The organism is Rubellimicrobium arenae (genome assembly GCF_017916275.1).
Classification (GTDB): Bacteria; Pseudomonadota; Alphaproteobacteria; order Rhodobacterales; family Rhodobacteraceae; genus Rubellimicrobium; species Rubellimicrobium arenae.
Window position 1 is genome coordinate 158,538 of the sequence record NZ_JAFMST010000009.1, and the last position, 24,682, is coordinate 183,219.

A 24,682-nucleotide genomic window follows, 5' to 3' on the forward strand; every position below is an offset into this window, starting at 1 on the left:
TGTGGCATCCGCGCGGGGAGGTCCAGAGAGGCCGCGCGCCCGCCGCGATGTTTCCGCCGGAACGGTCCCCCGCGGCCCCGCGTTCGGTCAGAGCCCCCCACGGGGAGGCCAAGCCATCGCGCGACCGGCCCCACGGCCCCGACATCGCGGACCCGGGACCTCCGGTCGTGGCCCCACAAGCATCCAAGGAGGATATGGGATGGTAGGCTCGAACAACTCCGACACGCGGCAGGGCAACCTGCCCGGCCGTCAGACCGAACAGCCCAACGCCGGCCCCGAGTTCGACGCGCGGCATGATCTCGACCGCCAGAAGCATATGCCCGACAGCGTGCGCGACCGCATCCAGGAGGTGAACCGCGGGGGCGAGGCCCGGGGCCTCCATGACACGGGCGACCTGAGCGCGCCCATGGGCGACAACCAGGAGGCCCGCCGGAGAGGGACGCACCAGGAGAAGTGACGGCCCGCAGGGCGTGGCGTCAGCGCCCGCCGGTGCCCAGGCCCTGGCCGTCGCCCAACGCCGCGAACCACTCCGCGTAAGGGGTGGTTCGCGCCATGTGGCGGTTGAGGTCGGGGGCGCCGTCCGTCCACCAGACCGGGCCGCGTTCGCCCAGGGCGCGCTTGGCGGCATCCACGCGGGCGCGGGCCTGCCGCATCGCTTCCGCATCGTCCCCAGCGTCGCGCACGGCGCGGCGGGCGGCCATCAGGTCGCGGACCAGCCCTTCGCGCCGGGCAGGGTCGAGCGACGGGTCCGACATCCGCCAGAGCCGCCCCCGGACCACGAAGTAGCGGCCGTCCGGGGTGACGGGATGCCTCACGTCCAGTCGAGCACGACCTTGCCGCTCTGGCCCGATCGCATCGTCTCGAAGGCCTCGCGGTATTGCGAGACCGGAAAGCGGTGGGTGATGACGCGGCGGACGTCGAGCCCGTTCTCCAGCATGGCGATCATCTTGTACCAGGTCTCGAAGATCTCGCGGCCATAGACGCCCTTGATGGTGATGGCCTTGAAGACGATGCGGCTCCAGTCCACCGGGCTCTTGCCGGGCGGGATGCCCAGGAGCGCGATGCGCCCGCCCATCACCAGCGACTCGACCATCTGGTCGAGGGCGCGCTGGTTGCCCGACATCTCCAGGCCGACATCGAAGCCCTGCACCATATGGAGCCGGTGCATGACGTCCCTGAGGTCCTCCTGCGCGACGTTGACCGGGGTCACGTCCGCGACCTGCGCCGCGAGGTCCAGCCGCAGGGGGTTCACGTCGGTGATGACGACATGGCGCGCGCCCACGTGCCGGGCCACCGCCGCCGCCATGATGCCGATGGGCCCTGCCCCGGTGATCAGCACGTCCTCTCCGATCAGGTCGAAGCTCAGCGCGGTGTGCACGGCGTTGCCGAGCGGATCGAGGATGGCCCCGATCTCGTCGTCGATGGCGTCGGGCAGCGGCACGGCGTTGAAGGCGGGCAGCCGCAGGTAGTCGGCGAAGGCGCCGGGCTCGTTGACGCCGATGCCCCGCGTCTCGGGGTCGAGATGGAAGCGGCCGGAGCGGCTCTGGCGCGAGGTCTTGCCGATCAGGTGGCCCTCGCCCGAGACGCGCTGGCCGACCTTGAGGTCGGTCACGTCGCGCCCGACCTCCACGATCTCGCCCGCGAACTCGTGGCCGGTGACCAGCGGCGTGGGCACGGTGCGGGCGGCCCAGTCGTCCCAGGCCCAGATATGGATGTCGGTGCCGCAGATGCCGGTCTTGCGGACCCGGATCAGCACGTCGTCCGGGCCGATCTCCGGGGTGGGCACCTCTTCCAGCTCCAGCCCCTCGCCGGGGCGTTCCTTGACCAGCGCCTTCATCCGATCACTCCCGTCTCGCGCCCCGCCTTCGCGAAGGCATTGAGGGCCCGGTCGAGGTCCTGGATGGTCAAGGCCGCGTTCATCTGCGTGCGGATGCGCGCGCGGCCCTGCGGCACGACCGGGTAGAAGAAGCCCGTCGCCAGCACCCCGTGGTCGAGGAGGCGCCGCGCCATCTCCTGGGCGAGGCGGGCGTCATGGAGCATGACGGGCACGATGGGGTGTTCGCCCGGCAGCAGCTCGAAGCCCAGAGCCTGGAGGCCCTGCCGCCAGCGCCGCGTGCTGGTGTCCAGTCCGGCGCGGCGGTCGTCGCCCTCCGGCCCTTCCACGAGGTCGAGGGCCGCCAGCGCCGCGCCGGTGATGGCCGGCGGCAGCGCGTTCGAGAACAGGTAGGGCCGCGCCCGCTGGCGCAGGAGGTCGATCACCGGCTGCGGCCCGGCGACGAAGCCGCCCAGCGCCCCGCCCAGCGCCTTGCCCAGCGTGCTGGTCACGATGTCGGCCCTGATGCCCGCCCGCGACGGCGTGCCCCGTCCCGCCTCGCCCACGAAGCCGGTCGCGTGGCAGTCGTCCACCATGAGCAGCGCGCCATAGCGGTCCGCCAGCCCGCGCATGGCCGCGAGGTCGGCAAAGGTGCCGTCCATGCTGAACACGCCATCCGTCGCGATCAGGATGTGCCGGGCCCCGCCCTCGCGCGCGGCCTTCAGCTGGCGTTCGAGATCGTCCATGTCGTTGTTGGCAAACCGGAAGCGCCGCGCCCTGGAGAGCCGGATGCCGTCGATGATCGAGGCGTGGTTGAGCGCGTCCGACACCACCGCGTCCTGATCCGTGAGCAAGGGCTCGAACAGCGCGCCGTTCGCGTCGAAGGCGGCGGCGAACAGGATGCTGTCGTCGAGGCCCAGATAGGTGGCGATCCGCGCCTCCAGCGCCTTGTGGAGGTCCTGCGTGCCGCAGATGAAGCGGACGGAGGCAAGGCCGTAGCCCCTGTCCTCCATGGCCTGCGACGCCGCGGCCTTGAGGATGGGGTGATCCGCCAGCCCGAGATAGTTGTTGGCGCACAGGTTCAGCACCTCGCGCCCGTCCACCGTCACCCGGGGCCCCTGCGGCGAGGCGATCACCGCCTCGGCCTTCCAGAGCCCCTCGGCGCGGATGCCGTCGAGACGGGACCGGATTTCGTCCAGAAAGTCGCTCATGGGTCGCTCCTTCGTGCCCTCAGCTAGGGTGTCCCCGCCCCCGGACCAAGGGCCTTGCGGAATGCGACGAATCTGGTCGCAACTCTGCCCTTTCAATCGAGAGGATTTGCCCCTATGTGCCCCCAATCCCCCGGGGTCCTCCGGCGGGACGGGCCTTGCTGGACGACATCCCGGCTTGCGCCGTCACACGAATCCACAGGAGATCCTCCGATGTCGATCACTGCCGAAGACAAGGCCCGCATCCTCACCGACTTCGCCACCAAGCCCGGCGACACCGGTTCCCCCGAGGTGCAGGTCGCGATCCTGAGCTCGCGCATCGCCACGCTGACCGAGCATTTCAAGACGCACAAGAAGGACAACCACGGCCGTCGCGGCCTGCTCATGATGGTGGCGCAGCGCCGCAAGCTGCTCGACTACCTCAAGGGCAAGGACGAGGCCCGCTACCAGTCGCTGATCGAGCGTCTGGGCCTGCGTCGCTAAGATTTTTCCGAACCGCGCCCTCCGGGGCGCGGTTCTTCTTTCCAAGGGCGCCGGCCGGGCTCGACCGGCGCTTCGCACAGACAGAGCCAGGGGCAATGCGGCCCCTCCGAAAACCCGCCCCCTCGGACGAGAGAATGAACGGGGGCAAGAGGCGCGAAGGCGCGCCGGAAGGACATCCGATGTTCAACGAGCACAAGAAATCGATCCAGTGGGGCGGCGAGACGCTGACGCTGGAAACGGGCAAGATCGCCCGTCAGGCGGACGCCTCGGTCGTCGCTACGCTGGGCGAGACCTCGGTCATGGCCAACGTGACCTTCGCCAAGGAGCCGAAGCCGGGCCAGGACTTCTTTCCCCTGACCGTCCATTACCAGGAAAAATACTACGCGGCCGGCAAGATCCCCGGCGGCTACTTCAAGCGCGAGGCGCGTCCGACCGAGAAGGAGACGCTGACCTCCCGCCTCATCGACCGCCCGGTCCGCCCTCTGTTCGTCGACGGCTTCCGCAACGAAGTGCTCGTGATGTGCACCGTGCTGAGCCATGACCTGACCAACGAGCCCGACATCGTGGCGATGATCGCCGCGTCCGCGGCCCTGACGCTGTCCGGCGTGCCCTTCCGCGGCCCGATCGGCGCGGCGCGCGTGGGCTTCGTCAACGGCCAGTATGTCCTGAACCCCGCCGTGGACGACATCCAGGGCCTGCGCAACAAGCCCGAGCAGCGGCTCGACCTCGTGGTCGCCGGGACCAAGGACGCCGTGATGATGGTGGAGTCCGAGGCCTATGAGCTCTCCGAGGAGGAGATGCTGGGCGCGGTCACCTTCGCGCACGCCCAGATGCAGCCGGTGATCGACCTGATCATCGACCTCGCCGAAGAGGCCGCCAACGAGCCCTTCGACTTCCAGCCGGTGGACTACTCCGCCCTGTCGGCCCGCGTCCGCGAGCTCGGCGCCAAGCTGATGCAGGATGCCTTCGCGATCCGCGTCAAGCAGGAGCGCTATGCCGCCAAGGACGCCGCCGAGGAGGCGATCCTCGCGCAGTTGACCGAGGAGGAGCGCGCGAACCCGAACCTCAAGGCCGCCCTCAAGGACCTGGAATCCTCCGTCCTGCGTGGCGATATCGTGCGCGGCGGGCGCCGGATCGACGGCCGCCGCCTCGACGAGGTGCGTCCGATCGTCTCCGAAACCGGCATCCTGCCCCGGACCCACGGCTCGGCGCTCTTCACCCGCGGCGAGACGCAGGCGCTGGTCGTGACCACGCTGGGCACCGGCGACGATGAGCAGTTCATCGACGCGCTGCACGGCAACTTCAAGGAATCGTTCCTGCTGCACTACAACTTCCCGCCCTACTCGGTCGGTGAAGTGGGCCGCGTGGGTTCGCCCGGCCGCCGCGAGATCGGCCACGGCAAGCTCGCCTGGCGGGCGCTGCAGGCCGTCCTGCCGCCGCAGACCGAGTTCCCCTACACGATCCGTGTCGTGTCCGAGATCACCGAGTCGAACGGCTCCTCCTCGATGGCCTCCGTCTGCGGCGGGTCGCTGTCGATGATGGATGCGGGCGTGCCGCTCAAGGCCCCCGTGGCCGGCGTGGCCATGGGCCTGGTGCTCGAGGACGACGGCCAGTGGGCCGTGCTGACCGACATCCTGGGCGACGAGGACCACCTCGGCGACATGGACTTCAAGGTGGCGGGCACCGAGGCCGGGATCACCTCGCTCCAGATGGACATCAAGGTCGCGGGCATCACGCCCGAGATCATGGGGAAGGCGCTCGAGCAGGCCAAGGCCGGCCGGATGCACATCCTGGGCGAGATGGCCAAGGCGCTGACCAGTGCCAACAGCTTCTCGGAATACGCGCCGCGCATCGAGACGATGACCATCCCGACCGACAAGATCCGGGAAGTGATCGGCTCGGGCGGCAAGGTCATCCGCGAGATCGTGGAAACCTCGGGCGCCAAGGTCGACATCAACGACGACGGCACGATCAAGATCGCGTCCTCGAACGGCGATGCGATCAAGAAGGCCTATGACATGATCTACTCGATCGTGGCCGAGCCGGAAGAGGGCGGCGTCTACAAGGGCACGGTCGTCAAGATCGTGGACTTCGGCGCCTTCGTGAACTTCTTCGGCAAGCGCGACGGCCTCGTGCACGTCAGCCAGATCGAGAACCGCCGCCTGAACCATCCGTCGGATGCGCTGAAGGAAGGCCAGGAGGTCTGGGTCAAGCTGCTGGGCTTCGACGACCGCGGCAAGGTCCGCCTGTCCATGAAGGTCGTGGACCAGGAGACCGGCAAGGAAGTCACCAAGGAAGAAGCTCCGGCCGACCAGGCCTGAGGCGGCAAAGAGGGCCCGGGTTGATCCCCGGGCCTTTCGTCCATAGGACATGGACGCATGACCACTCTGGCCACCCTCTGGGTCGGTCGGCTCGGGCCGATCGAAATGGCGAGCCTGGCTTCGTTCGCGAGGCAGGGCCAAACGGTTTTGATCTACAGCTACCAGCCGCTCGAGGGCGTTCCACCAGGATTCGAGAACCGCGACGCCAACGAGGTGCTGCCCACGCGCGAGGTCGCGACCTACCGCAAGGAGGGGAGCCCGTCACTCCACTCCAACTTCTTCCGCTACGCGCTGATGCGGACCACGGACCATGTCTGGGTGGACCTCGACGTCATCGCTCTGCAGCCGTTCCGGTTCGAGGCCGCTCACGTCTACGCCTACGAAAGCGCCGAGCGCGTCAACTGCGCGGTGCTGCGGATGCCCAAGGACTCCCCGGCCCTGGCGGAGTTGTCCAAGCTCGGCCCGGGCACACGGGGGGTGGCACCGCACATCACGGGCCTCAGGCGGGCGAAGTACTGGATCAAGACGTTCGGGCGCGGCGTTCCGATCGAAGGGTGGCCCTGGGGCAGCACCGGGCCGCGCGCCCTCTCAACCTGCCTCAAGCAGACCGGCGAGATCCGCTTCGCGATGCCGATGGAGACGTTCTACCCGATCCCGTCCCAAGCCTGCGAGCGGTTCCTGATCCCAGGGGAAGTGACCGAGGACAGCTTCGGACCCGCGACCTTGGGCGTGCACCTGGCCGCCAGCGTGGTGCACCGGATCGCCCGTGAACGCCATGGCGGCACCTTTCCCGAGGGGTCCTTCGTCGCCCGGCAGGTCGCGCGGGCGCAGGCCGAGGGCTTCCGGGCGTGAGTGCCCCGATCAGCATCCTTTGCATGAAATGGGGGCGGCTCTACGGCCCGGACTACGTCAACAATCTCCGCCGTGGCGTGGCGCGCCACCTGTCGCGTCCGCACCGCTTCATCTGCTTCACGGACGATGCCGGAGGACTTGACCCGGAGGTCGAGGCGCTGCCCCTGCCAGAGCTTGGGCTCCCCGCCGGTCATGGCGACACGCGCTGGCGCAAGCTGGGCGTGTTCCGGCGCGACCTGTTCGGGCTGACCGGGACGGCGCTGTTCCTGGACTTGGATCTCGTCATCATGGATCGGCTCGAACCCTTCCTCGACCTGTCCGGTCCGTTTCGCATCATCCGCGACGACGACCTGTTCCGCCCCAAGCCCCTGCGGCGGCTCAACCCGGGGCGCGACCGGTTCCTGCACGCGGTCGGCAACTCCTCGGTCTTCCGGTACGAGATCGGGGCCCACGCCTATATCCTCGACGACTACCTCGCCGACCCGGAAGGGGCGACACGGCGCTTCGAGATCTCCCAGCAGTTCCAGAGCGACCGGCTCGCCGCGCATGGACATCTGGCCTACTGGCCGCGCGGCTGGTGCGTGAGCTTCAAGAACGACTGCGTGCCCCAGGGCGTCCCAAGCTACTGGCGCGACCCGGCCTGCCCGCCCGGGGCGCGGATCGTGGTCTTTGCAGGCAGCCCGAAGATGTCCGAGGTCCTGGACGGCGGCGGCCATCGGCTCCATCGCCGGATCGGGCGGGTGGACTGGCTGCGGGCGGCGTGGGAAGGCTGATGCTGCGGGACTGGAAGCACCGCTGGCGGACGGCCCGCGCCCGCGCCGACGTGACTGCCCGCCTGCGCGAGCCGCCCGCCGCCCGGGCGCATGGGCTGCCCTCGCCGCTTGTCGTGTCGCTGACAAGCTATCCCCGCCGGTTCGGCACCCTGGCCCTGACCCTGGGAGGGCTCCTGACCCAGACGGTCCAAGCGGACGCGACCATCCTCTGGCTGGGCGACGGGCAGGCCTCGATGCTCCCCCCGGACGTGCTGTCCCTGCGCTCGAGGAGCCTCACCATCGCGGAAACGCGGGACCTCCGCTCCTACACCAAGATCGTCCCGGCCCTGCTCGCCCATCCCGAAGCGGCGATCGTCACCGCCGACGACGACGTGCATTACGAGGCCAGCTGGCTTGGCGGCCTCGTGGCGGCCATGGACGGCCCCCGGACCATCCCCTGCCATCGCGCCCATCGGGTCCGGATGTCCGCCGGCGCGATCGCCTCCTACGAGGACTGGGACCGCAACATCCGCGCGCCCGAGCGCGGGCCTCTGGTGTTCCCCACCGGGGTCATGGGGGTGCTCTACCCGCCCGGCGGCCTGCACGAGGAGGCGACCCGCGCCGACCTGTTCCAGGAGCTCAGCCCCACGGCGGACGATGTCTGGCTCTGGTGGATGCACAGGATGGCAGGCTCGACGGCCCGCAAGGTCGGGGGCCGGTCACGGGTGCTGGAATGGCCCGCCTCCCAAGAGGTCAACCTCCGGGCCGGCAACATGGCCGGGGCCGGGAACGACCGCGCCGTGGCGGCCATGACGGCGCGCTATGGACTTCCTCCGACCTTCGGCTGAACGCCGTTGTGCCGGTCGCGCAGACCGATACAAACGGGGCGAAGGTTTGTTCTCCCCTGATTCGCACGATCAAGGACCTCACGCATGTTGACCCGTCGCCATTTCATCGCCGGCTCGGCGCTGGCTCTCGCAGCCGGCCAGGCCGCTGCGCAGCAGCTTGTTTCCGCCCAGGCCCCCCTGATCGAGGATCCGGGCCCGCTCCGGCTCGATATCGGGCCGCAGGCCGTGCAGGCCTCGCTGACGCTGCCCCCCGACTTCGACGGCGACTACGAGATCCCCGAGCGGTTCCGGGCCCGGGTGGTCCAGGTCGCGCCGGGTCTGGTGCCCAACGACATCCACATCGTCACCCAGAGCTATCAGCTTTATTTCATCCTGCCCGGCGACTACGCGATCCGCTACGGCGTTGCCGTGGGCCAGGAAGGGCTGGGCTGGCGCGGCCAGGCCGTGATCGGCCGGAAGGTAGAGTGGCCGTCCTGGCGTCCCACCAACGACATGATCGCCCGCCATCCGGAGCGTTACGCCAAGTACGCCGACGGGATGCCCGGCGGCCCGGACAATCCGCTGGGCGCGCGGGCGCTGTACTTCTTCCAGGGCGACCTTGACACGGCGATCCGCATCCATGGCACGACCGACCCCACCTCGATCGGCCATCAGGCGTCGAACGGCTGCTTCCGGATGTACAACAGCCATGTGATCGACCTCTACAACCGGGTCCCGCTCGGCGCGCGCGCCTACGCCTACTGATCGCGCGATTCGGACACGGTCCCGGAAAACTTGAGGGCCGCGGAGGCGACTCTGCGGCCCTTGGCATGACGTCGTGGTAAACTCGGAGTCGAGCAGAAAAACCGAGGAACAGCCTCATGACGACTCGCAGAAGCTTCATCGCCGCCGCGGCGGCGAGCCTGCTGGCCGCGCCCGCACTGGCCCAGCAGGTGGTGAGAATTCCGCGCAACTGGGTGCCCAGGGACGTGAAGATCCAGTCCGGCGTGCCCGCCGGGCAGATCTACGTCGACGTGGCCGACACCTGGCTTTACCTCACGCTCGGGGACGGGATGGCGCGACGCTACAAGATCGCGGTCGGCGCGGCCGGGCGGCAGTTCATGGGGCAGGCCTACATCGCCCGCAAGGCCGAATGGCCCTCGTGGCGCCCCACGGCCGAGATGATCGCCTACGAGCCCCACGTCTATGGCCCCTACCGGGAGGGTCTGCCCGGCGGGCACGCGATGAACCCGCTCGGCGCGCGGGCCCTTTACCTTTACCAGGACAGCCGCGACACGCTGTTCCGCATCCATGGCACCCCGCAGCCCTGGACCATGGGGCAGAGCTTCTCCTCGGGCTGCGTGCGGCTCATCAACGAGCACATGATCGATCTCTACGACCGGGTTCCGGTGGGAACCTGGGTCACGGCCACCTGAAGGTCGCGGCGGTCCGTCACCGCGTGGATGGTGGGCACCCGCCCCGGGCAGCCCGACCGGCAGGTGCGGCGCCCCGGCGACGCCAGGTCGATCAGGGCGCCTGACGCAGGCCGGTCTTCAGCCAAGGTGTCCCGACCAGGGCCACAGGACGTCAGCGATGCCGGACGCAGGGTGTCCCGACCTTGATGACGCCCCCGTGCGGCAGGTCCTGGTCTTGCAGGCCGGGCGAACCAGGTCGCCCGACCGCCCCCGTCGTCCACGGGTCAGGCCGGAAGCTTGGCCTTGCGCAGATAGGGCAGGACCGTCTCGAAGTCGCCGAACCTGGCCTTGGCGTCGTCGTTCGACACGGCGACCGGGATGATGACGTCGTCGCCGGGCTTCCAGTCGGCCGGGGTCGCGACCCCATTCTTCACCGAGGCCTGCAGCGCATCGACCGCGCGCAGGATCTCCGAGAAGTTGCGCCCCACCGTCATCGGATAGGTCATGGACAGCTTCAGCTTCTTGTCCGGCCCGATGATGAACACCGAACGCACCGTCGCGGTGTCGTTCGGGGTGCGGCCGTCCGGCAGGTAGGCTTCGGCCGGGAGCATGTCGAAGGCCTTGGAGACCTGCAGGTCCTTGTCGGCCGCGATGGGGAAGGTCGGCTCGGCGCTGCCGGCGATCCTGATGTCTTCCTTCCAGCGGACGTGATCCTCCACGCCGTCGACCGAGATGCCCAGCACCTTCACGCCACGCTTCTTCCATTCGTCATCGAGCCGGGCCACGGCCCCGAACTCGGTGGTGCAGACCGGGGTGAAATCCTTGGGATGGCTGAAGATCACCGCCCAGGAGTCGCCGACCCAGTCGTGCAGGTGGATCGTGCCCTGATCGGTTTCGACCGTCAGGTTCGGGATGGTGTCGTTGATGCGCAGGCCCATGTCGTGGCTCCCCAGAGTCATGTCGCCGCCCGGACTTGGCCCGGCGCGGGCCGGGTCAATATAGTCACCGCACCAGAGACGCGCCACAGGGCCCGGGAGAACGAAATGATCGAAACGAAGCGCTTCTACATCGATGGGTCCTGGGTCGATTCGCAGGATGGGCGCGAGCACGTCGTCATCGACCCCTCGACCGAGGAGGAGGCGGTCGCGATCATGCTGGCCGGCCCCAGGGACGTGGACGCGGCAGTGGCCGCCGCCAAGGCCGCCCTGCCCGGCTGGTCCGCCACCGACCCCAAGGAGCGCAGGGCCGTCGTCGAGCGCATCCTGGCCCAGTACCGCCGGCGCGAGCGCGACTTCGCCCAAGCGATCTCGCTCGAGATGGGCGCGCCCATCGACTTCGCCCTGTCCGAGCAGGCGCCCGCCTTCTCGTGGCATCTGGAGAACTTCCTGACCGCCTTCGACGGCATCGAATGGCTGCGTCCGCTTGGGCCGCAGGCGCCGCGGACGCGGATCTCGCAGGAGCCCATCGGCGTCGTCGGCCTCATCACGCCGTGGAACTGGCCCGGGAACCAGATCGCGCTCAAGGTCATCCCGGCGCTGCTGGCGGGCTGCACCTCGGTGCTCAAGCCATCCGAGCAGGCGCCGCTGTCCGCCGTGGTCGTGGCCGAGATGCTGGAGGCGGCGGGCGTGCCCCCGGGCGTGTTCAACATGATCCAGGGCGACGGCGCAGGCGCGGGAACGCGGCTGTCGACGCATCCGGACGTGGAGATGATCTCCTTCACGGGCTCGACCCGCGCCGGGCGGGCCATCACGGTCGCGGCCGCCGACAGCTTCAAGCGCGTCACGCTCGAATTGGGCGGCAAGGGCGCGAACCTCGTTTTCGCCGACGCGGACGCCAAGGCGGTGGAACGCGGCGTGCGCGATGTGATGGACAATACGGGCCAAAGCTGCAACGCGCCCTCGCGGATGCTGGTGGAGCGGCCGCTCTATGAGCAGGCCGTCGAGATCGCCCGCGGGGTGGCCGAGGCGACCAGGGTGGGGCCGGCCTCAGAGCGCGGGCCTCACATCGGCCCCGTCGTGAACGCCCGCCAATGGGAGCACGTGCAGGGCCTGATCCAGAAGGGGATCGAGGAGGGCGCGCGTCTGGTCGCGGGCGGCCCGGGGCGGCCCGAGCACCTGAACCGCGGCTTCTTCGTCCGGCCCACGGTCTTTGCCGACGTGCAGCCTGGCATGAGCATCGAGAGGATCGAGGTCTTCGGACCCGTCCTGGCGATGATGCCCTTCGACACCGAGGAGGAGGCGCTGCGGATCGCCAACGACACCGATTACGGCCTGACCAACTATGTCCAGACCCAGGACGAGGCGCGGCGGCACCGCCTCGCGCGGCAGCTCAAGTCGGGCATGGTGGAGATGAACGGCGTGTCGCGCGGACGGGGCGCGCCCTTCGGCGGCACCAAGGCCTCGGGCCGCGCACGCGAGGGCGGCACCTGGGGCATCGAGGAGTTCCTGGAGGTGAAGGCCATCTCGGGCTGGTGACGATCCGGCCGAGGGAACCAGGCGCGCAGCTTCGCATTCCCGCACAGATCGCGTTCGGGGGGAGGGAATTGGGTTGCCTCGCCCCGTGCGCCATGTCTGCGCCGGGCAATCGCGGAGGATGCGATGACGGACAAGATCAACGGCCTGCACCACGTGACCATGCTGGCGTCGCGGGCATCGGCCAACAACGCCTTCTACACCCAGGCCCTGGGCCTGCGCCGGGTCAAGACCACGGTGAATTTCGACGCTCCGGACGTGTATCACCTGTATTTCGGTGACGAGCTGGGACGGCCGGGGTCGGTCATGACCTCCTTCCCATTCCCCAATGCGGCGCGGGGCCGCCGTGGCACCGGCGAGGCGTCGCTGACCGCCTTCGCCGTGCCGGTCGGAAGCCTGGGCGCCTGGGAGGACCGCCTGGCCCCCCTGGGCCCCACCACCCGGGAGACGTTCCTCGGAGAGGAGCGCCTCCTGGTGGAGGGACCGGATGGAGAGAGCCTCGCCCTGGTCGAGGCTCCGGGCGATGCGCGGCTGCCCTGGACGGGGAACGGTGTCGCCGAGGACATCGCGGTGCGCGGCTTCCACTCCGTCACGCTCACCCTGCGGGAGGCGCGGTCCACGGCCGAGCTGCTGGAGCTGATGGGCTACGAGGAGGCCGGGCGCGAAGGCGGCGTGACGCGGATGCGACTGGCCGCCGGCAACGGGGCGCAGGTCGTGGACCTCCATGAGGATCCGGCCGCCCGGCCCGCCGTCCAGAGCGCCGGATCGGTGCACCACGTCGCCTTCTCCGTCGCCGACAGAGCCACGCAGGCGGAGGTCCGGCGCGAGCTGGCGCAGGCCGGGTTCCAGGCGACGCCCTCCATCGACCGGGACTATTTCTGGGCGATCTACTTCCGCAGCCCTGGCGGCGTCCTGTTCGAGGTGGCGACCGACGAGCCCGGCTTCACGCGCGACGAATCCGCCGAGACGCTGGGCACCAGCCTCAAGCTACCCCGCCAGCACGCGCATCTGCGCGACCAGCTGGTCCGCCACCTCGAGCCCATCGAGGGCGTGGCATGATCGCGGCGCGGACGGAGGGCGGACACGGCGCTCCGCTCCTCCTGACCTTCCATGGCACCGGGGGGAACGAGCAGCAGTTCCACGGGATCGGCCCGCAGCTTCTGCCCGGGGCGCATGTCGTGTCGCCCCGGGGCGAGGTGAACGAGCACGGGATGCTCCGTTACTTCCGCCGCACGCGCGAGGGCGTCTACGACATGGAGGACCTGGAGCGGCGCACGGTGGACATGGCCGGGTTCGTCGCCACCGAGATCGCCCGGACGGGCGCGAGCCGGGTCGTGGGCCTGGGCTATTCGAACGGCGCGAACATCCTCGCTTCGGTGGTGGCGGCGCGGCCCGACCTGTTCACGGAGGCCGTGCTCCTTCATCCGCTGATCCCCTTCACGCCTCCGGACGCGTCGGGCCTGGAAGGGCGTCGCGTGCTGATCACGGCCGGGCAGCGCGACCCGATCTGCCCGCCGCAGCTGACCATGCGCCTGTCGGACTGGCTGGAAAGCCAAGGGGCGCAGGTCACATTGCACTGGCATGGCGGGGGGCACGAGATCGCGCCGTCCGAATGGCAGGCCGTGCAGGGATTCCTGGCCTAGATACGCCAGCCGGCCCCTGGCGGGCCGGCGGCAGGCCCGCGATCAGCGGGGAACGCGCGACAGGGTGGGACGGGCGGGATCGGACGCTTCACCGCCCCGGCCCCCGAGGAGGCAGCCCGAGGCGCCTGGATCACAGCACGACCTTCGGCTCGGGCACGCCCCGGAATCCCGTCTCCACGGCAAAGGTGCGGCCCGTCTCGGGCGTGACGGCAAGCTCCTCCTGCGGGATGCCAGCCGCGGCCGAGGTCACGAAGAGCGTGGACAGCCCCTCGCCGCCGAACGCGGGACAGGTGCTCTGTCGGGCAGGGATGGAGAACTCGTCCACGGGCTGGCCGTCACGGCCGTATCCGATGACCTTGCCCGCCCCCCAGAACGCGATCCACAGGTGGCCATCGGCGTCGAAGACCGCTCCGTCGGGGAAAAGGTCCGTCCCCCGCAGGTCGAGGACCTGCTCCCGTTCGCCGGTCGGGAAGCCATCCGCGTCAGACAGGGCCTGCCGCCAGACGATCTGGGTCTCCGTGTCGGTGTAGACGACATGAGTGCCTTCGGGATCGAAGCAGATGGCATTCGGAATCTGCACCTTGGGCACGATCTGCCGGACCTCGCCCTTCCAGTAGCGCCAGATGGCGCCGGCCTCCGGCTCGGCCTTCAGTCCCATGGTGCTGATCCAGAAACCGCCCCAGGGGTCCGCGCGCCCGTCGTTGGACCGGACGGCGGGGTTCGACTCCTCCAAGCCCGCGATCGTCTCGCCGGTTCCGCGGGCCAGGTCGAAGCGGACGAGCGCCCCCTTCTGCGCCATCAGCACCGTGTCGCGGTCGATCCAGCCCGCGGCGGAGCTGAGTTCGGTCAGGCGGTGGCGCCGGTCGCCCACGAAGAGCGTCCGCCCCAGGATGTCGAACCAAAGCAGCTCCTGCCGCTCGGGGTGCCAGAGCGCCCCCTCGCCCAGAAGGCAGACCGTCTGGTCGTGAACCCGTGCCGTCGTCATGCTCCCTCCCTGGCGGCGTCGAAGGCCGCAACGATCCTGCGCGCCCTCTCGCCCACCTCGGCCGCCGACAGGCCGGGGGTGTAGAGCGCGGTGCCGATGCCGAAGCCGTCGGCGCTGGCCTTGATCCAGGCCGCGAAGTTGTCGGCGCTGGCCCCGCCGACGCCATAGACCAGCGTCCCCTTGGGCAGCACCGCCCGGATCGCCCTGAGCCCCTCGGGGCCGAGCAGGCTGCCCGGGAAGATCTTCAGGCCCGTGGCCCCGGCCTTGAGCGCGGCGAAGCATTCGGTGGGCGTCATCACGCCCGGCCAGCTTTCCATCCCGGCGGCGCGGGTGGCGCGGATGACCTCCGGGTCGCAGTTGGGCGACACGATGATCTGGCCGCCGACCTCGCGCACGAAGCCCACGTCCTCGGTGGTCAGCACCGTCCCGGCCCCGACGGTGGCGCGGTCGCCCAGCACCCGGACCATGTTCCCGATCGACACGAAGGGCTCGGGCGAGTTCAGCGGCACCTCGATGGTGGTGATCCCGGCCTCCACGAGGGCCTCGCCGACGGGGACGGCCTCGGGCGGGGTGATCCCGCGCAGGATGGCGATGATGGGACGGCTCATTGGCTTCTCCTCCAGGCTTCGGTGAGGCCCGCGAGCGTGGCCTGCGTGGCGTCGGCCTCCTCGGGCGCGACGCCCTGGGCTTGCAGCGCAGCGCGCCAGGTGTCCATGAGCTCTCCCGCGCCCATCAGCGCGACGCGGGCCCCCAGCCACCAGCCCCGCGCGCCGGCCAGATCCGTCCCGATCAGCAGCCCCGACAGCCGAGCTTTGGCAGCGGGTGGCTGGAGGCCGCTGAGCAGCGACTCGGCGCGGAGGGCGAACAGGCGGTTCATCAGCGCCTCGGGCCGGGCAAGCCCTTCGGCCACGCCGGACAGGAACGCCGCCTGATCCCAGTCGTCGCTGGTGACGCTGTGGCGCAGGACCGTGTGGCCCGACAGGGCCGCGAAGACCTCCCCCGTGAGCGAGGTGCGAAAGGCCACGATCTCGCCCGCGCTGACGCTGATCCACTTGGGATGCGTGCCGGGCAGCAGCAGCGTGCCGTCCCAGCCGGGATTGAGGGCAAGGAAGCCCGCGACCTTGGTTTCCTCGCCGCGCATGACGTCGGCGGGATCGGACTGGGCGAGGCCGGGGATGATGCCGAAGGACAGGCCGGGCGTGGTGGTCGGGGCGAGGGTCAGCCCGGCAGGCAGCGGGTGGCCGGGGACGCGGGCGTAGGGCGCCTCGACCCAGCCCTGCCTGGCCCCCACCATGCCGCAGGCCACGACACGGGTCGGGCCGCGGTCCAGCCAGCCGCCGATCATGTCCAGAAGCGCGGGCTCGTAGTCCGGGGGCGAAAGCTTGCCCATGCCCTTGTCCGAGGTCGCCTCGGCCCGCACGGCGCCTTCGGCCGTCATGGCCCAGGCCCGGACGTTCGATGTGCCCCAGTCGACCGCGATCCAGTCGGGCCTTTCCGTCATGAGCCCCCGCCTTTCCACTGCTCTTGCGCCAGGGGGCGGTTCGCGGGAGGCACGCGCCCCCGGTCCTCGCCCCGGTCGGGCGCACAGTTGGGCGGCGGACATGGAAAGGCAAGGGCGGGGGATCGCGAACCGTGATGGCCCGCCGCACGAGATCGGTGATTGACAGGGCAGCCCCGGCGCGCCCAGGGATTCACATGACCCAGCGTTCGTCCCTTCTCACGCCCGTTCTCATTGCCGGATGCCTCGTCACCCTGGTGAGCTTCGCGCTCCGCTCCGCCTTCGGGGTCTTCCAGCTCCCCATCGCGGAGGAGTTCGGGTGGCCGCGGGCCGAGTTCTCGCTCGCCATCGCGATCCAGAACCTGGCCTGGGGCTTCGGGCAGCCGCTCTTCGGCGCGGTGGCCGAGAAGATCGGCGACCGCAAGGCGATCATCATCGGGGCGCTGGTCTATGCGGCGGGCCTCGTGCTGTCGGCGGGCGCGACGCTGCCGATCCAGCACCAGATCTACGAGGTGCTGGTGGGCCTGGGCATCGCCGGGACCGGCTTCGGCGTCGTGCTGGCCGTCGTGGGCCGGGCGTCCTCGACCGAGAACCGCTCCATGTCGCTGGCCATCGTCACCGCTGCCGGGTCCGCCGGGCAGGTGCTGGGGCCGCCGCTGGCCGAGGGGCTTCTGGCGCTGATGCCCTGGCAGGGCGTGTTCCTGGTGTTCGCGGCGATCATCCTGGCCGTGCTGGTGGTGCTGCCCTGGATGCGGACGCCCGCCCCGGCCTCCCGGGCCGAGTTGCAGGACAGCATGGGCGCCGCCGTGCTGGGCGCGCTGCGCGACCCGAGCTTTGCGCTCATCTTCCTGGGCTTCTTCTCCTGCGGCTACCAGCTCGCCTTCATCACCGCGCATTTTCCGGCCTTCATCGCCGAAAGCTGCGGCCCGATCATGGCCGGAGGCCTGCTGGCCAGCCTCGGGATCACCACGACGAGCGCGCTGGGGGCGGTCGCCATCTCGATCATCGGGCTGGGCAACATCGCGGGGACGCTGGTCGCGGGCTGGCTCGGCAAGCGCTACACCAAGAAGTACCTGCTGGCCGGGGTCTATACCGGGCGCACCCTCGCGGCGGCCTGGTTCATCCTGACGCCGATGACGCCGACCACGGTGCTGGTGTTCTCGGCGGTGATGGGGTCGCTGTGGCTCGCCACCGTGCCGCTGACCTCGGGCCTCGTCGCGCACCTGTATGGCCTGCGCTACATGGGCACGCTTTACGGCATCGTGTTCCTGAGCCACCAGATCGGCGCCTTCGTCGGCGTCTGGCTGGGTGGGCGGCTGTATGACGCCTTCGGCAGCTACGACGCGGTCTGGTGGATCGGCGTCGGCGTGGGCGCCTTCAGCGCGGTCGTTCACCTGCCGATCCGAGAGGTCGCGCGCCCCGTGGCGGCAGTCCCGGCCGAATAGGGCTCAGGCGCGGGCGGCCCGCCAAGCGTTCAGGATGTGGCGGCTTACCATCAGGTCGAGGTGGGCCCCGCCGGCGTTCTTGAACAGCGTGATCTCGTCATCCGAACCACGGCGCATCGCGTCGGCCTCATAAAGGTCGGCGACGATGCTGTTTGGCCCGATGACGCCGGCGGCGGTGGGAATCAGGAACTCTCCCGTCTCCCCCGCCGTCCTGCGCGAGTCGCAGAAGAGCCGCGCGCGGCCCAGCGCCGCGTCGTCGGCTTCGCGCATGTCGGGCCGATAGGCGCCGATCAGGTCAAGGTGCTGGCCCGGCCGCAGCCAGTCGCCGCGCAGGACCGGCGCGGTGGACATCGTGGCGCTGGCGATGATGTCGGCCTCGCGCACAGCCGCCGAAAGATCCGTGGCGACGCTGAGGCCCGGACGCACGGCGGCCAGCGCTTCGGCCTTGGCGGGGCTGCGGTTCCAGACGGTGACGCGCGCCTCCGGAAATCCGGCCCGGTAGGCGTCGACCAGCGTGCCCCCCACGGTTCCGGCCCCGACGATCAGGATGTTCCGCGACTCCGGACGCGCCAGCCTCAGCGCCCCAAGGAGCGAGTCGCCCGCCGTCTTCCACTTGGTCACGAGCGCGAAGTCGAGGACGGCCTCGAGCGTGCCGTCCTCGTCGGACATGAGGTTGACCGCTCCGTCGATGGTGGGCCGGCCGGCCGTGGCATTGCCCGGGAACACGGTGGCCACCTTGACGGCGATCCCCAGCCCGTCGATCCAGGCCGACCGGTTGAGCAGCGTGTCCGCCCCGCGCCGCAGGATCACGTCCTCCAGGACCGGGCGGCCCCGCCGATGCCCCTCGGCGATGGCCCGCGTCACGCCCATCCAGTCCAGCGCGGCCTCGCCCTCCACGAAGGAGATCAGGTCGACGCTCATGCCGCTTCGGCGGCGGTCAGCAGGCCCTCGGCCACAAGGCGTTCGGCAAAGGCCTGGGGGCCGTCGAACAGATGGGTGCCCCAGCCGCGGCCGGCGGCGGTGGCGATGTTGTCGGCCCGGTCGTCCGTGAACAGGAGCGCGGCGGGCGCGACCCCGGTCTCCCGCTCGAGGGTCTCATAGATGGCGGGCTCGGGCTTGGCTTGCCGCAGGTGGCCCGACACGAAGGCCCGATCGAACTCGGTCAGGAACGGGTAATGGCGCAGGGCCTCGGCAAAGGTCTCGCGCCCGAAATTGCTCAGCGCGAAGACAGGGACGCCCTTGGCCCGGAGCGCGCGCAGCAGGCGGACGGACTGCGGGATCTCGGGGCTCGCCATCTCGATCCAGCGGTGATGCCAGTGGTTGATCTCCCCGGCCCATTCGGGATGCTCGCGGGCCAGCGCGGACACTTCGTCCTCCCAGACCGAGCCCAGGTCCACCCGCTCGTTCATGGCATGAAGCGCCACGGCCTCGAACAGGGCACGGCGGCGCGGCTCGCCCACCACGCGGTCATAGAACCGTTCGGGATTCCACTCGATCAGCACGTTGCCGATGTCGAACACGACCGCCTGAACCGTCACCGGCTTTCCTCCATTGCTCCGCCCGAGGGCTCGGCCGCGATGGCGCGGCCCAGGCGCATCTCGCGCCAGAGCACATAGAGCCCCGCCCCCATGATGAGCGCAATCCCCGTCCAGGCGGTCGCGTCCGGCCATTGCCCGAAGATCAGCACGCCCCAGAGCACCGCCATGGGGATGCCCACGTATTCGAAGGGGGCGACCAGCCCCGCCTCGCACAGCCGGTACGCCTGGGCGATCATGATCCCGCCGGTCGACACGGCAAGCCCCGTGGCCAGGAACAGCGGCCAGTCCGCCAGCGCAGGCCAGGTCCAGCCCCGCAGCAGGAACGCGAGCGAGGCGTTGCCGCTCCCGCCCAGGTGGCCGTCCCCGACCGTGAGGCCCATGAGGCAGGACAGGGCGATGAAGCCCACCTGCGTCCAGAAGCTCATGGCGAGCGCCCCCTCGGTGGCGGCCATGCGCCGCGTCTGGATGTGCATCAGGGCATAGGCCAGGGCCGACCCGAGCACGAGCAGCGCCGCGGGCTGGATCGCCCCGGCCCCGGGCCGCATCATCACGATCACCCCCAGGAGGCCGGCGCCGACCGCCGCCCAGCGGCGTGGGCCGACCCGTTCCCCGAGGAGCGGGACGGATAGGGCGGTGAGGATCAGGGGCGCGACGAAGAAGATGGCCACGCCGTCGGCCAGGGGCAGCGCCGCCAGTCCGAGGAAGTAGAAGATGTTGCTGCTCAGGACGCAAAGGACCCGCAGGGCATGGAGCCCGGGGCGGCGCGTGCGGATGCCGGTCCAGACAGACCGAGGGCCATGCGCATAGGCCAGCAGCGCCAGCACGACCCCGATCCCGATGATGGACCGGGTCAGCACGACCTCATGGAGCGGATACCCGTCGGAAAGCGCCTTCACCGCCATGTCGTTCACCGACAGGACAAGGCTGCCCCCAAGGGCGAAGAGGAGGCCCCAAAGGGCCGTGCGCTGGCTGGACATGGGCGCGACCCTTGGGCCGCCCAACCGCTTCGGTCTGTTCCGTCACCGACACGGGCCTGCGGCTCCGCGCCTTCCCCCAGCGTCAACGGCTCCGCAGTGCCCGGTCCAGGGCGTCGAGGAATCGGCTCCGGTCGGCGTTCGAGAAGGCCCGCCCTCCACCCTGCCGGAACGGGTCCGCCGCGCGAAGGTCGGCGGCAAGATCGCGGGCGGCGAGCGCGGGGCCGATGTTGCGCGCCGTCAGCGCTTCGCCGTTGGGCTTGACCACCGTGCCCCCGGCCTCGATCACACGGGCGGCCAGCGGAAGGTCCGAGGTGACGGTCACGTCGCCGGGCTGCACCCGCTCCGCGATCCACATGTCGGCAACATCGGCGCCTTCGGAGACCACGACCACCTCGGCCCCCGGATAGGCCGAGGGGCGGATGCCGCCGTTTGACACCATCACCACCCGGGCGCCGTGGCGCAGGCCCACGCGCAAGGCCTCGGCCTTTACCGGGCAGGCATCGGCATCAATGAACAGCGCCGCCATCAGCCGCCCCCGATCAGGGCGCCCGCCGCGAAGACGAGCGCGCCGCCCAGCACCACCTGGAAGGTCGCCCGCAGGAAGGGGGTTTCCATGAAGCGGTTCTGGATCCATGCGATGGCCCAAAGCTCCACGAAGACGACGATCATGGCGACGGTCGTCGCGGTCCAGAAATGCGGGATCAGGTACGGGAGCGCGTGCCCCAGGCCCCCCAGCGCCGTCATCACGCCGGACGCCAGCCCCCGCTTCCATGGCGAGCCGCGCCCCGAGATCACGCCGTCATCGTGCGCGGCCTCGGTGAAGCCCATGGAGATGCCCGCGCCGACCGAGGCCGCGAGGCCGACCTGGAAGGTGGTCATCGTGTTCTCGGTGGCGAAGGCGGTGGCGAAGATCGGCGCCAGCGTGGACACCGACCCGTCCATGAGGCCTGCAAGGCCCGGCTGCACCCAGGTCAGGATGAACTGCCGCCGCGCGCCCGCGTCCTCGGCCTCGCGCACGTCGTCGGTCAGGTGCTGCGCTTCCAGCGCATCGGCCCGCTTCTCGTGCCCGGCCTCGGCCTGCGCGAGCGCGCCCAGGAGGTCGCGGGTCCGCGCGTCGGTCGTCCGCTGCGCGGCGGCAAGGTAGAACTTGCCCGCGGCCTCCTCCATCTGGTGCGCCACGGCCCGGATGCGGTCGAGGCCCAGGTCGGGCTCCAGCCAGACGGGCTGCCGCGCGTAGTAGCCCGCGACGTGCTCCCTCCGGATCAGGGGGATCACCTCGCCGAAGCGGGACCGGAACATCTCGATCAGGCGGGAGCGGTGACCGTCCTCCTCCTCGGCCATGCCATCGAAGACGGCGGCGGAGGCGGGGAACTCCTCGCGCAGCTTGGCCGCGAACATCCGGTAGATGCGGGCGTCGTCCTCCTCGGACGAGATGGCGAGAGCGAGGATTTCCTGCTCGGACAGGTCGTCGAAATGGCGGCGGGAGGAGAAGCGGCTCAGCATGGGCGAATTCTTAGAACCATTCTAAGAACTGGCAACCCCTCAGTCGAGCCGCCGGATCAGGAGCTGGTTCGCTGCCCCGCGCTTCGTTTCGAAGATCTTGAGGTCCTGCACGAGGTCCGACAGCTTCTTGCGCCCGTAGGTCCGGGTGTCGAAGTCCGGATTGGCTGCCGTGATGTACTGGCCCAGGGGGCCCAAGGCGTACCACTCCTCCTCTTGGTCGATGGCGTCCATGGCCCGCAGGATGATGTCCCGCGCCTCGGTCAGCGGAGCCTTGGGCGGTGCAGCCGGCGGCGGAGGCGCCACCTCCGCAGGGGCGGGCTTCTCGCCGGGAGGCGTGGGCTTGGGCGAGCTGCCGCCCAGGTTCTCGATGAAGATGAACCGCTTGCAGACGCGCCGGAAGGCCTCGGGCGTCTTCTGCTGGCCGATGCCATAGACATCGAGCCCCTGCTCCCGGATGCGGGAGGCCAGCCGCGTGAAGTCGCTGTCGGACGACACCAGCACGAAGCCGTCGAAGCGCCCCGTGTGCATCAGGTCCATCGCGTCGATGACGAGGGAGATGTCCGAGGAGTTCTTGCCGACCGTGTAGGCCGGCGAATGGAGCGGCACGAGCCCATGCTCGGCCTGGACCTTGTTCCACCCCGCCATCTGCTGCGAGGAGAAGTCGCCGTAGCAGCGGCGGACGCTGGCCTCCCCGATGGCCGCGATCTCCTCGAAGATGGCGCCGGCGTAACGGGGCGAGGTGTTGTCCGCGTCGATCAGCACGGCAAGGAGCGGACGGTCGTGTTCGGGCATGTGTGCCTCCTCGGGTCGGGCGCGACACTGCCCCAACCGGGCGGCGGGGGAAAGGGCACCTCCCCTCGCCGGGACGGGCGGTCACGCTAGCCTTGGCATGAAACACCCAAGCGGAGGGTTCGTTGCAGGGCTTCGATACGCTGCAGGCGTCGCTGAACCGGGCGGTGGCGCTGAACCGGCCCGGGCAGACCTGGCCGCATGTGGTGGTGGTCCTGCCCTCGCTGAGCCTGGGGGAGGCCGTGCTGGCCCATTACGGCCCCCGCCTGCCCGCGCTGGAGCACCGCTACCTGGCCTCCTTCTTCTTCCTTCACCGCATCCCGAACGCCGAGGTCATCTATGTCAGCACGCTGGCGCCCTCGGAGGAGGTGCTGGATTACTGCGCATCCCTCCTGCCCCCGGGCGGCGACGCCCGCGCGCGGTTCCATGTCGTCGCCCTGGGCGATACCTCGACCCGAGGCGTGGCCGAGAAGCTGCTCGACCGCCCCGACCTGATCGCCGCCATCCGCGACCGGATCGGCGGCCGTCCGGCCTTTCTCGAGCCCTGGAACGTCACCGAGGCCGAGGCCCGGCTCGCGCTGGAACTGGGCGTGCCGGTCAACGGCTCGGACCCCGCGCTATGGTCGCTGGGGTTCAAGGGGGCGGGGCGGCGGCTCATGCGCGGGGCGGGCGTGCCGCTGCCCGCGGGCCGGGAGGACCTGCAGGGCGTCGAGGATGCGGTGGACGCGATCCAGGCCATGCAGGCCGAGGACCCCGGGCTGGCCCGCGTCATCGTCAAGCATGACGACAGCGCCGCCGGGGACGGCAATCGCGTGGTGGACCTGTCGGACAGCCCCGACGAGGGCACGCTGCGCGAGCGGCTGGAGGCCTTCGGCCCGGCCTACTGGGAGGAGATGGCCAAGGGTGGCATCGTCGAGGAGATGGTCACGGGCGACCGCTTCACCTCGCCGTCCGTGCAAGTGGACCTCCTGCCCGACGGCACCGTTGAGGTGCTGGCCACCCATGAGCAGGTCCTGGGCGGCGATGACGGGCAGGTCTATGTCGGCTGCCGCTTCCCGGCCGATCCGGCCTATGCGCCCGAACTGGCCGAGCATGGACGCCGCGTGGGCGAGGCGCTGGCCCGCGCCGGGGCGATCGGCCGCTTTGCGCTGGATTTCGCGGCAGTGCAGAACAAAGGCGGCTGGCAGGTCGTCGCGCTGGAGATCAATCTCCGGAAGGGTGGCACCACCCATCCCTATGCCTGCCTCCGGAACCTCGTGCCCGGCCGCTACGACGCCGCGACCGGAAGCTGGCAGGCCGATTCGGGCGGCACGCGGGCCTATGTGGGCAACGACAACGTCATGGACCCGGCCTGGGTCGGCCTGCCTCCGGCCCAAGTCATCGGGCGGGTGCGCGAGGCCGGGCTGCAGTTCGACCCGGAGTCGGGGATCGGGGTGGTGCTGCTGATGCTGTCGGGCCTCGCCATCGACGGTCGCTTTGCGGCTGTGGCCATCGGACATGACGCCGCCGAGGCCGAGGCGCTGATGAGCGGGATCGCGGCGGCGGTGGGCGGATGACGCCCAACCGCCCGTCATGATCGCGACATCATGAAGGCCGGACGGCTGGGCGCCTCCGGCCTGCCCGGAGCAGGGCAGCTCTCCGGAGAGGCTGGCCCTCCAGGCTTCCGCCTCGGCGCGCGTCGCGGCGCCCGGGATCATGAGGCGGCCGTCGACAATGGGATCCCACATGATGGGCTGCGAGGCGACCATCCCACAGATCCGGATCTGGGTCGTGCCGCCCTGGCCCGAGGTCGTCACCGCATGGAGCCCCAGCGCGGCCCGGGGTGCCAGTTGCACTTCCACGCCGAAGGCGCCCTGATCCGCCTCCACCAGCCGTGCTGAAAGCTCGACCGACGAAGCCTGCACCTTCCAGCCGCCGCCATCGACGCGGAGGACCGCCGGACCACCTTGGGGCTCTGGGTCGGGATGCGCGACCGTCACCCCCCTGGACCAATGCGGCCTGGGGGGGGGCAGCGGACGGCTCCCAGGCCAGGCTGCCAAGCAGGAGGGCGGCGAGGCCGAGAGCAGAGATCAATACACCACGACGCCGCGGACGCTTTCGCCGCGGCGCATGAGGTCGAAGCCGTGGTTGATCTCTTCGAGCGGCATGGTGTGGGTGATCAT

General features: G+C 70.2%; 26 protein-coding genes. 13 read left to right on the forward strand and 13 right to left on the reverse strand.

Features of this window, described 5'->3' with window-relative positions; translation table 11 throughout:
• Window positions 1-199 precede the first annotated feature (199 nt).
• Window positions 200-457 (forward strand): hypothetical protein, encoded by a 258-nt coding sequence (locus J3P31_RS15840; protein ID WP_210529451.1) that lies wholly within the window; start codon window positions 200-202, stop codon window positions 455-457.
• 19 nt (window positions 458-476) lie between these two features.
• Here the strand turns inward: J3P31_RS15840 and J3P31_RS15845 are convergent, their stop codons facing one another.
• Genes J3P31_RS15845 through kbl form a run of 3 tightly spaced genes read right to left on the reverse strand, consistent with a single transcriptional unit; the run spans window position 477 to window position 3,024 of the window.
• The gene (locus J3P31_RS15845; RefSeq protein WP_210529452.1) at window positions 477-815 is read right to left on the reverse strand and encodes a hypothetical protein; all 339 of its coding nucleotides are present in this window, start codon (window positions 813-815) and stop codon (window positions 477-479) included.
• Window positions 812-1,837, reverse strand: coding sequence for an L-threonine 3-dehydrogenase (tdh, locus tag J3P31_RS15850; protein WP_210529453.1), 1,026 nt, complete (start codon window positions 1,835-1,837; stop codon window positions 812-814). The genes J3P31_RS15845 and tdh overlap by 4 nt, the downstream gene beginning before the upstream one ends.
• On the reverse strand, window positions 1,834-3,024 hold the full coding sequence (kbl, locus tag J3P31_RS15855) for a glycine C-acetyltransferase (RefSeq protein WP_210529454.1): 1,191 nt from the start codon (window positions 3,022-3,024) through the stop codon (window positions 1,834-1,836). Before kbl ends, tdh begins: the two co-directional genes overlap by 4 nt.
• Window positions 3,025-3,234: 210 nt before the next feature.
• Between kbl and rpsO the strand changes: the two genes are divergently transcribed.
• The 7 genes from rpsO (at window position 3,235) to J3P31_RS15890 (ending at window position 9,692) form a co-directional block, all read left to right on the forward strand.
• A complete protein-coding gene (gene rpsO / locus J3P31_RS15860; RefSeq protein ID WP_210529455.1) occupies window positions 3,235-3,504 on the forward strand; it encodes a 30S ribosomal protein S15 in 270 nt (89 codons plus the stop codon).
• 179 nt (window positions 3,505-3,683) lie between these two features.
• Window positions 3,684-5,825 (forward strand): polyribonucleotide nucleotidyltransferase, encoded by a 2,142-nt coding sequence (gene pnp, locus J3P31_RS15865; RefSeq protein WP_210529495.1) that lies wholly within the window; start codon window positions 3,684-3,686, stop codon window positions 5,823-5,825.
• A gap of 57 nt (window positions 5,826-5,882) precedes the next feature.
• Window positions 5,883-6,677, forward strand: coding sequence for a hypothetical protein (locus J3P31_RS15870; RefSeq protein ID WP_210529456.1), 795 nt, complete (start codon window positions 5,883-5,885; stop codon window positions 6,675-6,677).
• Entirely contained in the window at window positions 6,674-7,450 is a 777-nt protein-coding gene (locus tag J3P31_RS15875; protein WP_210529457.1) for a hypothetical protein, read from the forward strand. Before J3P31_RS15870 ends, J3P31_RS15875 begins: the two co-directional genes overlap by 4 nt.
• On the forward strand, window positions 7,450-8,277 hold the full coding sequence (locus tag J3P31_RS15880; RefSeq protein WP_210529458.1) for a glycosyltransferase family 2 protein: 828 nt from the start codon (window positions 7,450-7,452) through the stop codon (window positions 8,275-8,277). Before J3P31_RS15875 ends, J3P31_RS15880 begins: the two co-directional genes overlap by 1 nt.
• An 84-nt stretch (window positions 8,278-8,361) precedes the next feature.
• A complete protein-coding gene (locus J3P31_RS15885) occupies window positions 8,362-9,021 on the forward strand; it encodes a L,D-transpeptidase (protein ID WP_210529459.1) in 660 nt (219 codons plus the stop codon).
• Between the two features lie 116 nt (window positions 9,022-9,137).
• Window positions 9,138-9,692 carry a L,D-transpeptidase gene (locus J3P31_RS15890; protein WP_210529460.1) on the forward strand — a complete coding sequence of 185 codons (555 nt, stop codon included), beginning with the start codon at window positions 9,138-9,140 and terminating at the stop codon, window positions 9,690-9,692.
• 263 nt (window positions 9,693-9,955) lie between these two features.
• Here J3P31_RS15890 and J3P31_RS15895 read toward each other — a convergent pair whose 3' ends face one another.
• A complete protein-coding gene (locus tag J3P31_RS15895) occupies window positions 9,956-10,609 on the reverse strand; it encodes a peroxiredoxin (protein ID WP_210529461.1) in 654 nt (217 codons plus the stop codon).
• A gap of 105 nt (window positions 10,610-10,714) precedes the next feature.
• On the opposite strand from J3P31_RS15895, the gene J3P31_RS15900 reads away from it, so the two are divergent.
• The 3 genes from J3P31_RS15900 (at window position 10,715) to J3P31_RS15910 (ending at window position 13,785) form a co-directional block, all read left to right on the forward strand.
• The gene (locus J3P31_RS15900; RefSeq protein WP_210529462.1) at window positions 10,715-12,145 is read left to right on the forward strand and encodes an aldehyde dehydrogenase family protein; all 1,431 of its coding nucleotides are present in this window, start codon (window positions 10,715-10,717) and stop codon (window positions 12,143-12,145) included.
• 123 nt (window positions 12,146-12,268) lie between these two features.
• Window positions 12,269-13,201, forward strand: coding sequence for a ring-cleaving dioxygenase (locus J3P31_RS15905; RefSeq protein WP_210529463.1), 933 nt, complete (start codon window positions 12,269-12,271; stop codon window positions 13,199-13,201).
• Complete coding sequence (locus tag J3P31_RS15910; protein WP_210529464.1) at window positions 13,198-13,785, forward strand: alpha/beta hydrolase; 588 nt, start codon at window positions 13,198-13,200, stop codon at window positions 13,783-13,785. The genes J3P31_RS15905 and J3P31_RS15910 overlap by 4 nt, the downstream gene beginning before the upstream one ends.
• Window positions 13,786-13,915: 130 nt before the next feature.
• On the opposite strand, the gene J3P31_RS15915 is transcribed toward J3P31_RS15910, so the two are convergent.
• Genes J3P31_RS15915 through J3P31_RS15925 form a run of 3 tightly spaced genes read right to left on the reverse strand, consistent with a single transcriptional unit; the run spans window position 13,916 to window position 16,271 of the window.
• Entirely contained in the window at window positions 13,916-14,770 is an 855-nt protein-coding gene (locus J3P31_RS15915; RefSeq protein ID WP_210529465.1) for an SMP-30/gluconolactonase/LRE family protein, read from the reverse strand.
• Window positions 14,767-15,378 (reverse strand): 2-dehydro-3-deoxy-6-phosphogalactonate aldolase, encoded by a 612-nt coding sequence (locus J3P31_RS15920; RefSeq protein WP_210529466.1) that lies wholly within the window; start codon window positions 15,376-15,378, stop codon window positions 14,767-14,769. The genes J3P31_RS15915 and J3P31_RS15920 overlap by 4 nt, the downstream gene beginning before the upstream one ends.
• Complete coding sequence (locus J3P31_RS15925) at window positions 15,375-16,271, reverse strand: 2-dehydro-3-deoxygalactonokinase (protein ID WP_210529467.1); 897 nt, start codon at window positions 16,269-16,271, stop codon at window positions 15,375-15,377. The genes J3P31_RS15920 and J3P31_RS15925 overlap by 4 nt, the downstream gene beginning before the upstream one ends.
• Window positions 16,272-16,465: 194 nt before the next feature.
• Between J3P31_RS15925 and J3P31_RS15930 the strand changes: the two genes are divergently transcribed.
• The gene (locus J3P31_RS15930; RefSeq protein ID WP_210529468.1) at window positions 16,466-17,713 is read left to right on the forward strand and encodes an MFS transporter; all 1,248 of its coding nucleotides are present in this window, start codon (window positions 16,466-16,468) and stop codon (window positions 17,711-17,713) included.
• 3 nt (window positions 17,714-17,716) lie between these two features.
• Here the strand turns inward: J3P31_RS15930 and J3P31_RS15935 are convergent, their stop codons facing one another.
• The 6 genes from J3P31_RS15935 to J3P31_RS15960 all read right to left on the reverse strand — a co-directional run bounded on the left by J3P31_RS15935 (window position 17,717) and on the right by J3P31_RS15960 (window position 22,523).
• Window positions 17,717-18,634 (reverse strand): ornithine cyclodeaminase family protein, encoded by a 918-nt coding sequence (locus tag J3P31_RS15935; protein ID WP_210529469.1) that lies wholly within the window; start codon window positions 18,632-18,634, stop codon window positions 17,717-17,719.
• A complete protein-coding gene (locus J3P31_RS15940) occupies window positions 18,631-19,251 on the reverse strand; it encodes an HAD family hydrolase (protein WP_210529470.1) in 621 nt (206 codons plus the stop codon). Before J3P31_RS15940 ends, J3P31_RS15935 begins: the two co-directional genes overlap by 4 nt.
• Window positions 19,248-20,228 (reverse strand): DMT family transporter, encoded by a 981-nt coding sequence (locus J3P31_RS15945; RefSeq protein ID WP_210529471.1) that lies wholly within the window; start codon window positions 20,226-20,228, stop codon window positions 19,248-19,250. Before J3P31_RS15945 ends, J3P31_RS15940 begins: the two co-directional genes overlap by 4 nt.
• 82 nt (window positions 20,229-20,310) lie before the next feature.
• A complete protein-coding gene (locus J3P31_RS15950) occupies window positions 20,311-20,754 on the reverse strand; it encodes a YaiI/YqxD family protein (protein ID WP_210529472.1) in 444 nt (147 codons plus the stop codon).
• Window positions 20,754-21,731 carry an iron exporter MbfA gene (mbfA, locus tag J3P31_RS15955; RefSeq protein ID WP_210529473.1) on the reverse strand — a complete coding sequence of 326 codons (978 nt, stop codon included), beginning with the start codon at window positions 21,729-21,731 and terminating at the stop codon, window positions 20,754-20,756. Before mbfA ends, J3P31_RS15950 begins: the two co-directional genes overlap by 1 nt.
• Before the next feature lie 39 nt (window positions 21,732-21,770).
• Window positions 21,771-22,523, reverse strand: coding sequence for an NYN domain-containing protein (locus tag J3P31_RS15960; protein WP_210529474.1), 753 nt, complete (start codon window positions 22,521-22,523; stop codon window positions 21,771-21,773).
• 122 nt (window positions 22,524-22,645) lie between these two features.
• On the opposite strand from J3P31_RS15960, the gene J3P31_RS15965 reads away from it, so the two are divergent.
• Window positions 22,646-24,076: a peptide ligase PGM1-related protein gene (locus J3P31_RS15965; protein ID WP_210529475.1), complete on the forward strand. Its 1,431-nt coding sequence runs from the start codon at window positions 22,646-22,648 to the stop codon at window positions 24,074-24,076.
• The last annotated feature ends 606 nt before the right edge of the window (window positions 24,077-24,682 follow it).

What these genes read in the sequence shown, in the direction of transcription:
- J3P31_RS15840 (WP_210529451.1), top strand. Translation starts at nt 200, where the DNA reads ATGGTAGGCTCGAACAACTCCGACACGCGGCAGGGCAACCTGCCCGGC.
- tdh (WP_210529453.1), bottom strand. Translation starts at nt 1,837, where the DNA reads ATGAAGGCGCTGGTCAAGGAACGCCCCGGCGAGGGGCTGGAGCTGGAA.
- kbl (WP_210529454.1), bottom strand. Translation starts at nt 3,024, where the DNA reads ATGAGCGACTTTCTGGACGAAATCCGGTCCCGTCTCGACGGCATCCGC.
- rpsO (WP_210529455.1), top strand. Translation starts at nt 3,235, where the DNA reads ATGTCGATCACTGCCGAAGACAAGGCCCGCATCCTCACCGACTTCGCC.
- pnp (WP_210529495.1), top strand. Translation starts at nt 3,684, where the DNA reads ATGTTCAACGAGCACAAGAAATCGATCCAGTGGGGCGGCGAGACGCTG.
- J3P31_RS15870 (WP_210529456.1), top strand. Translation starts at nt 5,883, where the DNA reads ATGACCACTCTGGCCACCCTCTGGGTCGGTCGGCTCGGGCCGATCGAA.
- J3P31_RS15880 (WP_210529458.1), top strand. Translation starts at nt 7,450, where the DNA reads ATGCTGCGGGACTGGAAGCACCGCTGGCGGACGGCCCGCGCCCGCGCC.
- J3P31_RS15885 (WP_210529459.1), top strand. Translation starts at nt 8,362, where the DNA reads ATGTTGACCCGTCGCCATTTCATCGCCGGCTCGGCGCTGGCTCTCGCA.
- J3P31_RS15890 (WP_210529460.1), top strand. Translation starts at nt 9,138, where the DNA reads ATGACGACTCGCAGAAGCTTCATCGCCGCCGCGGCGGCGAGCCTGCTG.
- J3P31_RS15895 (WP_210529461.1), bottom strand. Translation starts at nt 10,609, where the DNA reads ATGGGCCTGCGCATCAACGACACCATCCCGAACCTGACGGTCGAAACC.
- J3P31_RS15900 (WP_210529462.1), top strand. Translation starts at nt 10,715, where the DNA reads ATGATCGAAACGAAGCGCTTCTACATCGATGGGTCCTGGGTCGATTCG.
- J3P31_RS15905 (WP_210529463.1), top strand. Translation starts at nt 12,269, where the DNA reads ATGACGGACAAGATCAACGGCCTGCACCACGTGACCATGCTGGCGTCG.
- J3P31_RS15910 (WP_210529464.1), top strand. Translation starts at nt 13,198, where the DNA reads ATGATCGCGGCGCGGACGGAGGGCGGACACGGCGCTCCGCTCCTCCTG.
- J3P31_RS15915 (WP_210529465.1), bottom strand. Translation starts at nt 14,770, where the DNA reads ATGACGACGGCACGGGTTCACGACCAGACGGTCTGCCTTCTGGGCGAG.
- J3P31_RS15920 (WP_210529466.1), bottom strand. Translation starts at nt 15,378, where the DNA reads ATGAGCCGTCCCATCATCGCCATCCTGCGCGGGATCACCCCGCCCGAG.
- J3P31_RS15925 (WP_210529467.1), bottom strand. Translation starts at nt 16,271, where the DNA reads ATGACGGAAAGGCCCGACTGGATCGCGGTCGACTGGGGCACATCGAAC.
- J3P31_RS15930 (WP_210529468.1), top strand. Translation starts at nt 16,466, where the DNA reads ATGACCCAGCGTTCGTCCCTTCTCACGCCCGTTCTCATTGCCGGATGC.
- J3P31_RS15935 (WP_210529469.1), bottom strand. Translation starts at nt 18,634, where the DNA reads ATGAGCGTCGACCTGATCTCCTTCGTGGAGGGCGAGGCCGCGCTGGAC.
- J3P31_RS15945 (WP_210529471.1), bottom strand. Translation starts at nt 20,228, where the DNA reads ATGTCCAGCCAGCGCACGGCCCTTTGGGGCCTCCTCTTCGCCCTTGGG.
- J3P31_RS15950 (WP_210529472.1), bottom strand. Translation starts at nt 20,754, where the DNA reads ATGGCGGCGCTGTTCATTGATGCCGATGCCTGCCCGGTAAAGGCCGAG.
- mbfA (WP_210529473.1), bottom strand. Translation starts at nt 21,731, where the DNA reads ATGCTGAGCCGCTTCTCCTCCCGCCGCCATTTCGACGACCTGTCCGAG.
- J3P31_RS15960 (WP_210529474.1), bottom strand. Translation starts at nt 22,523, where the DNA reads ATGCCCGAACACGACCGTCCGCTCCTTGCCGTGCTGATCGACGCGGAC.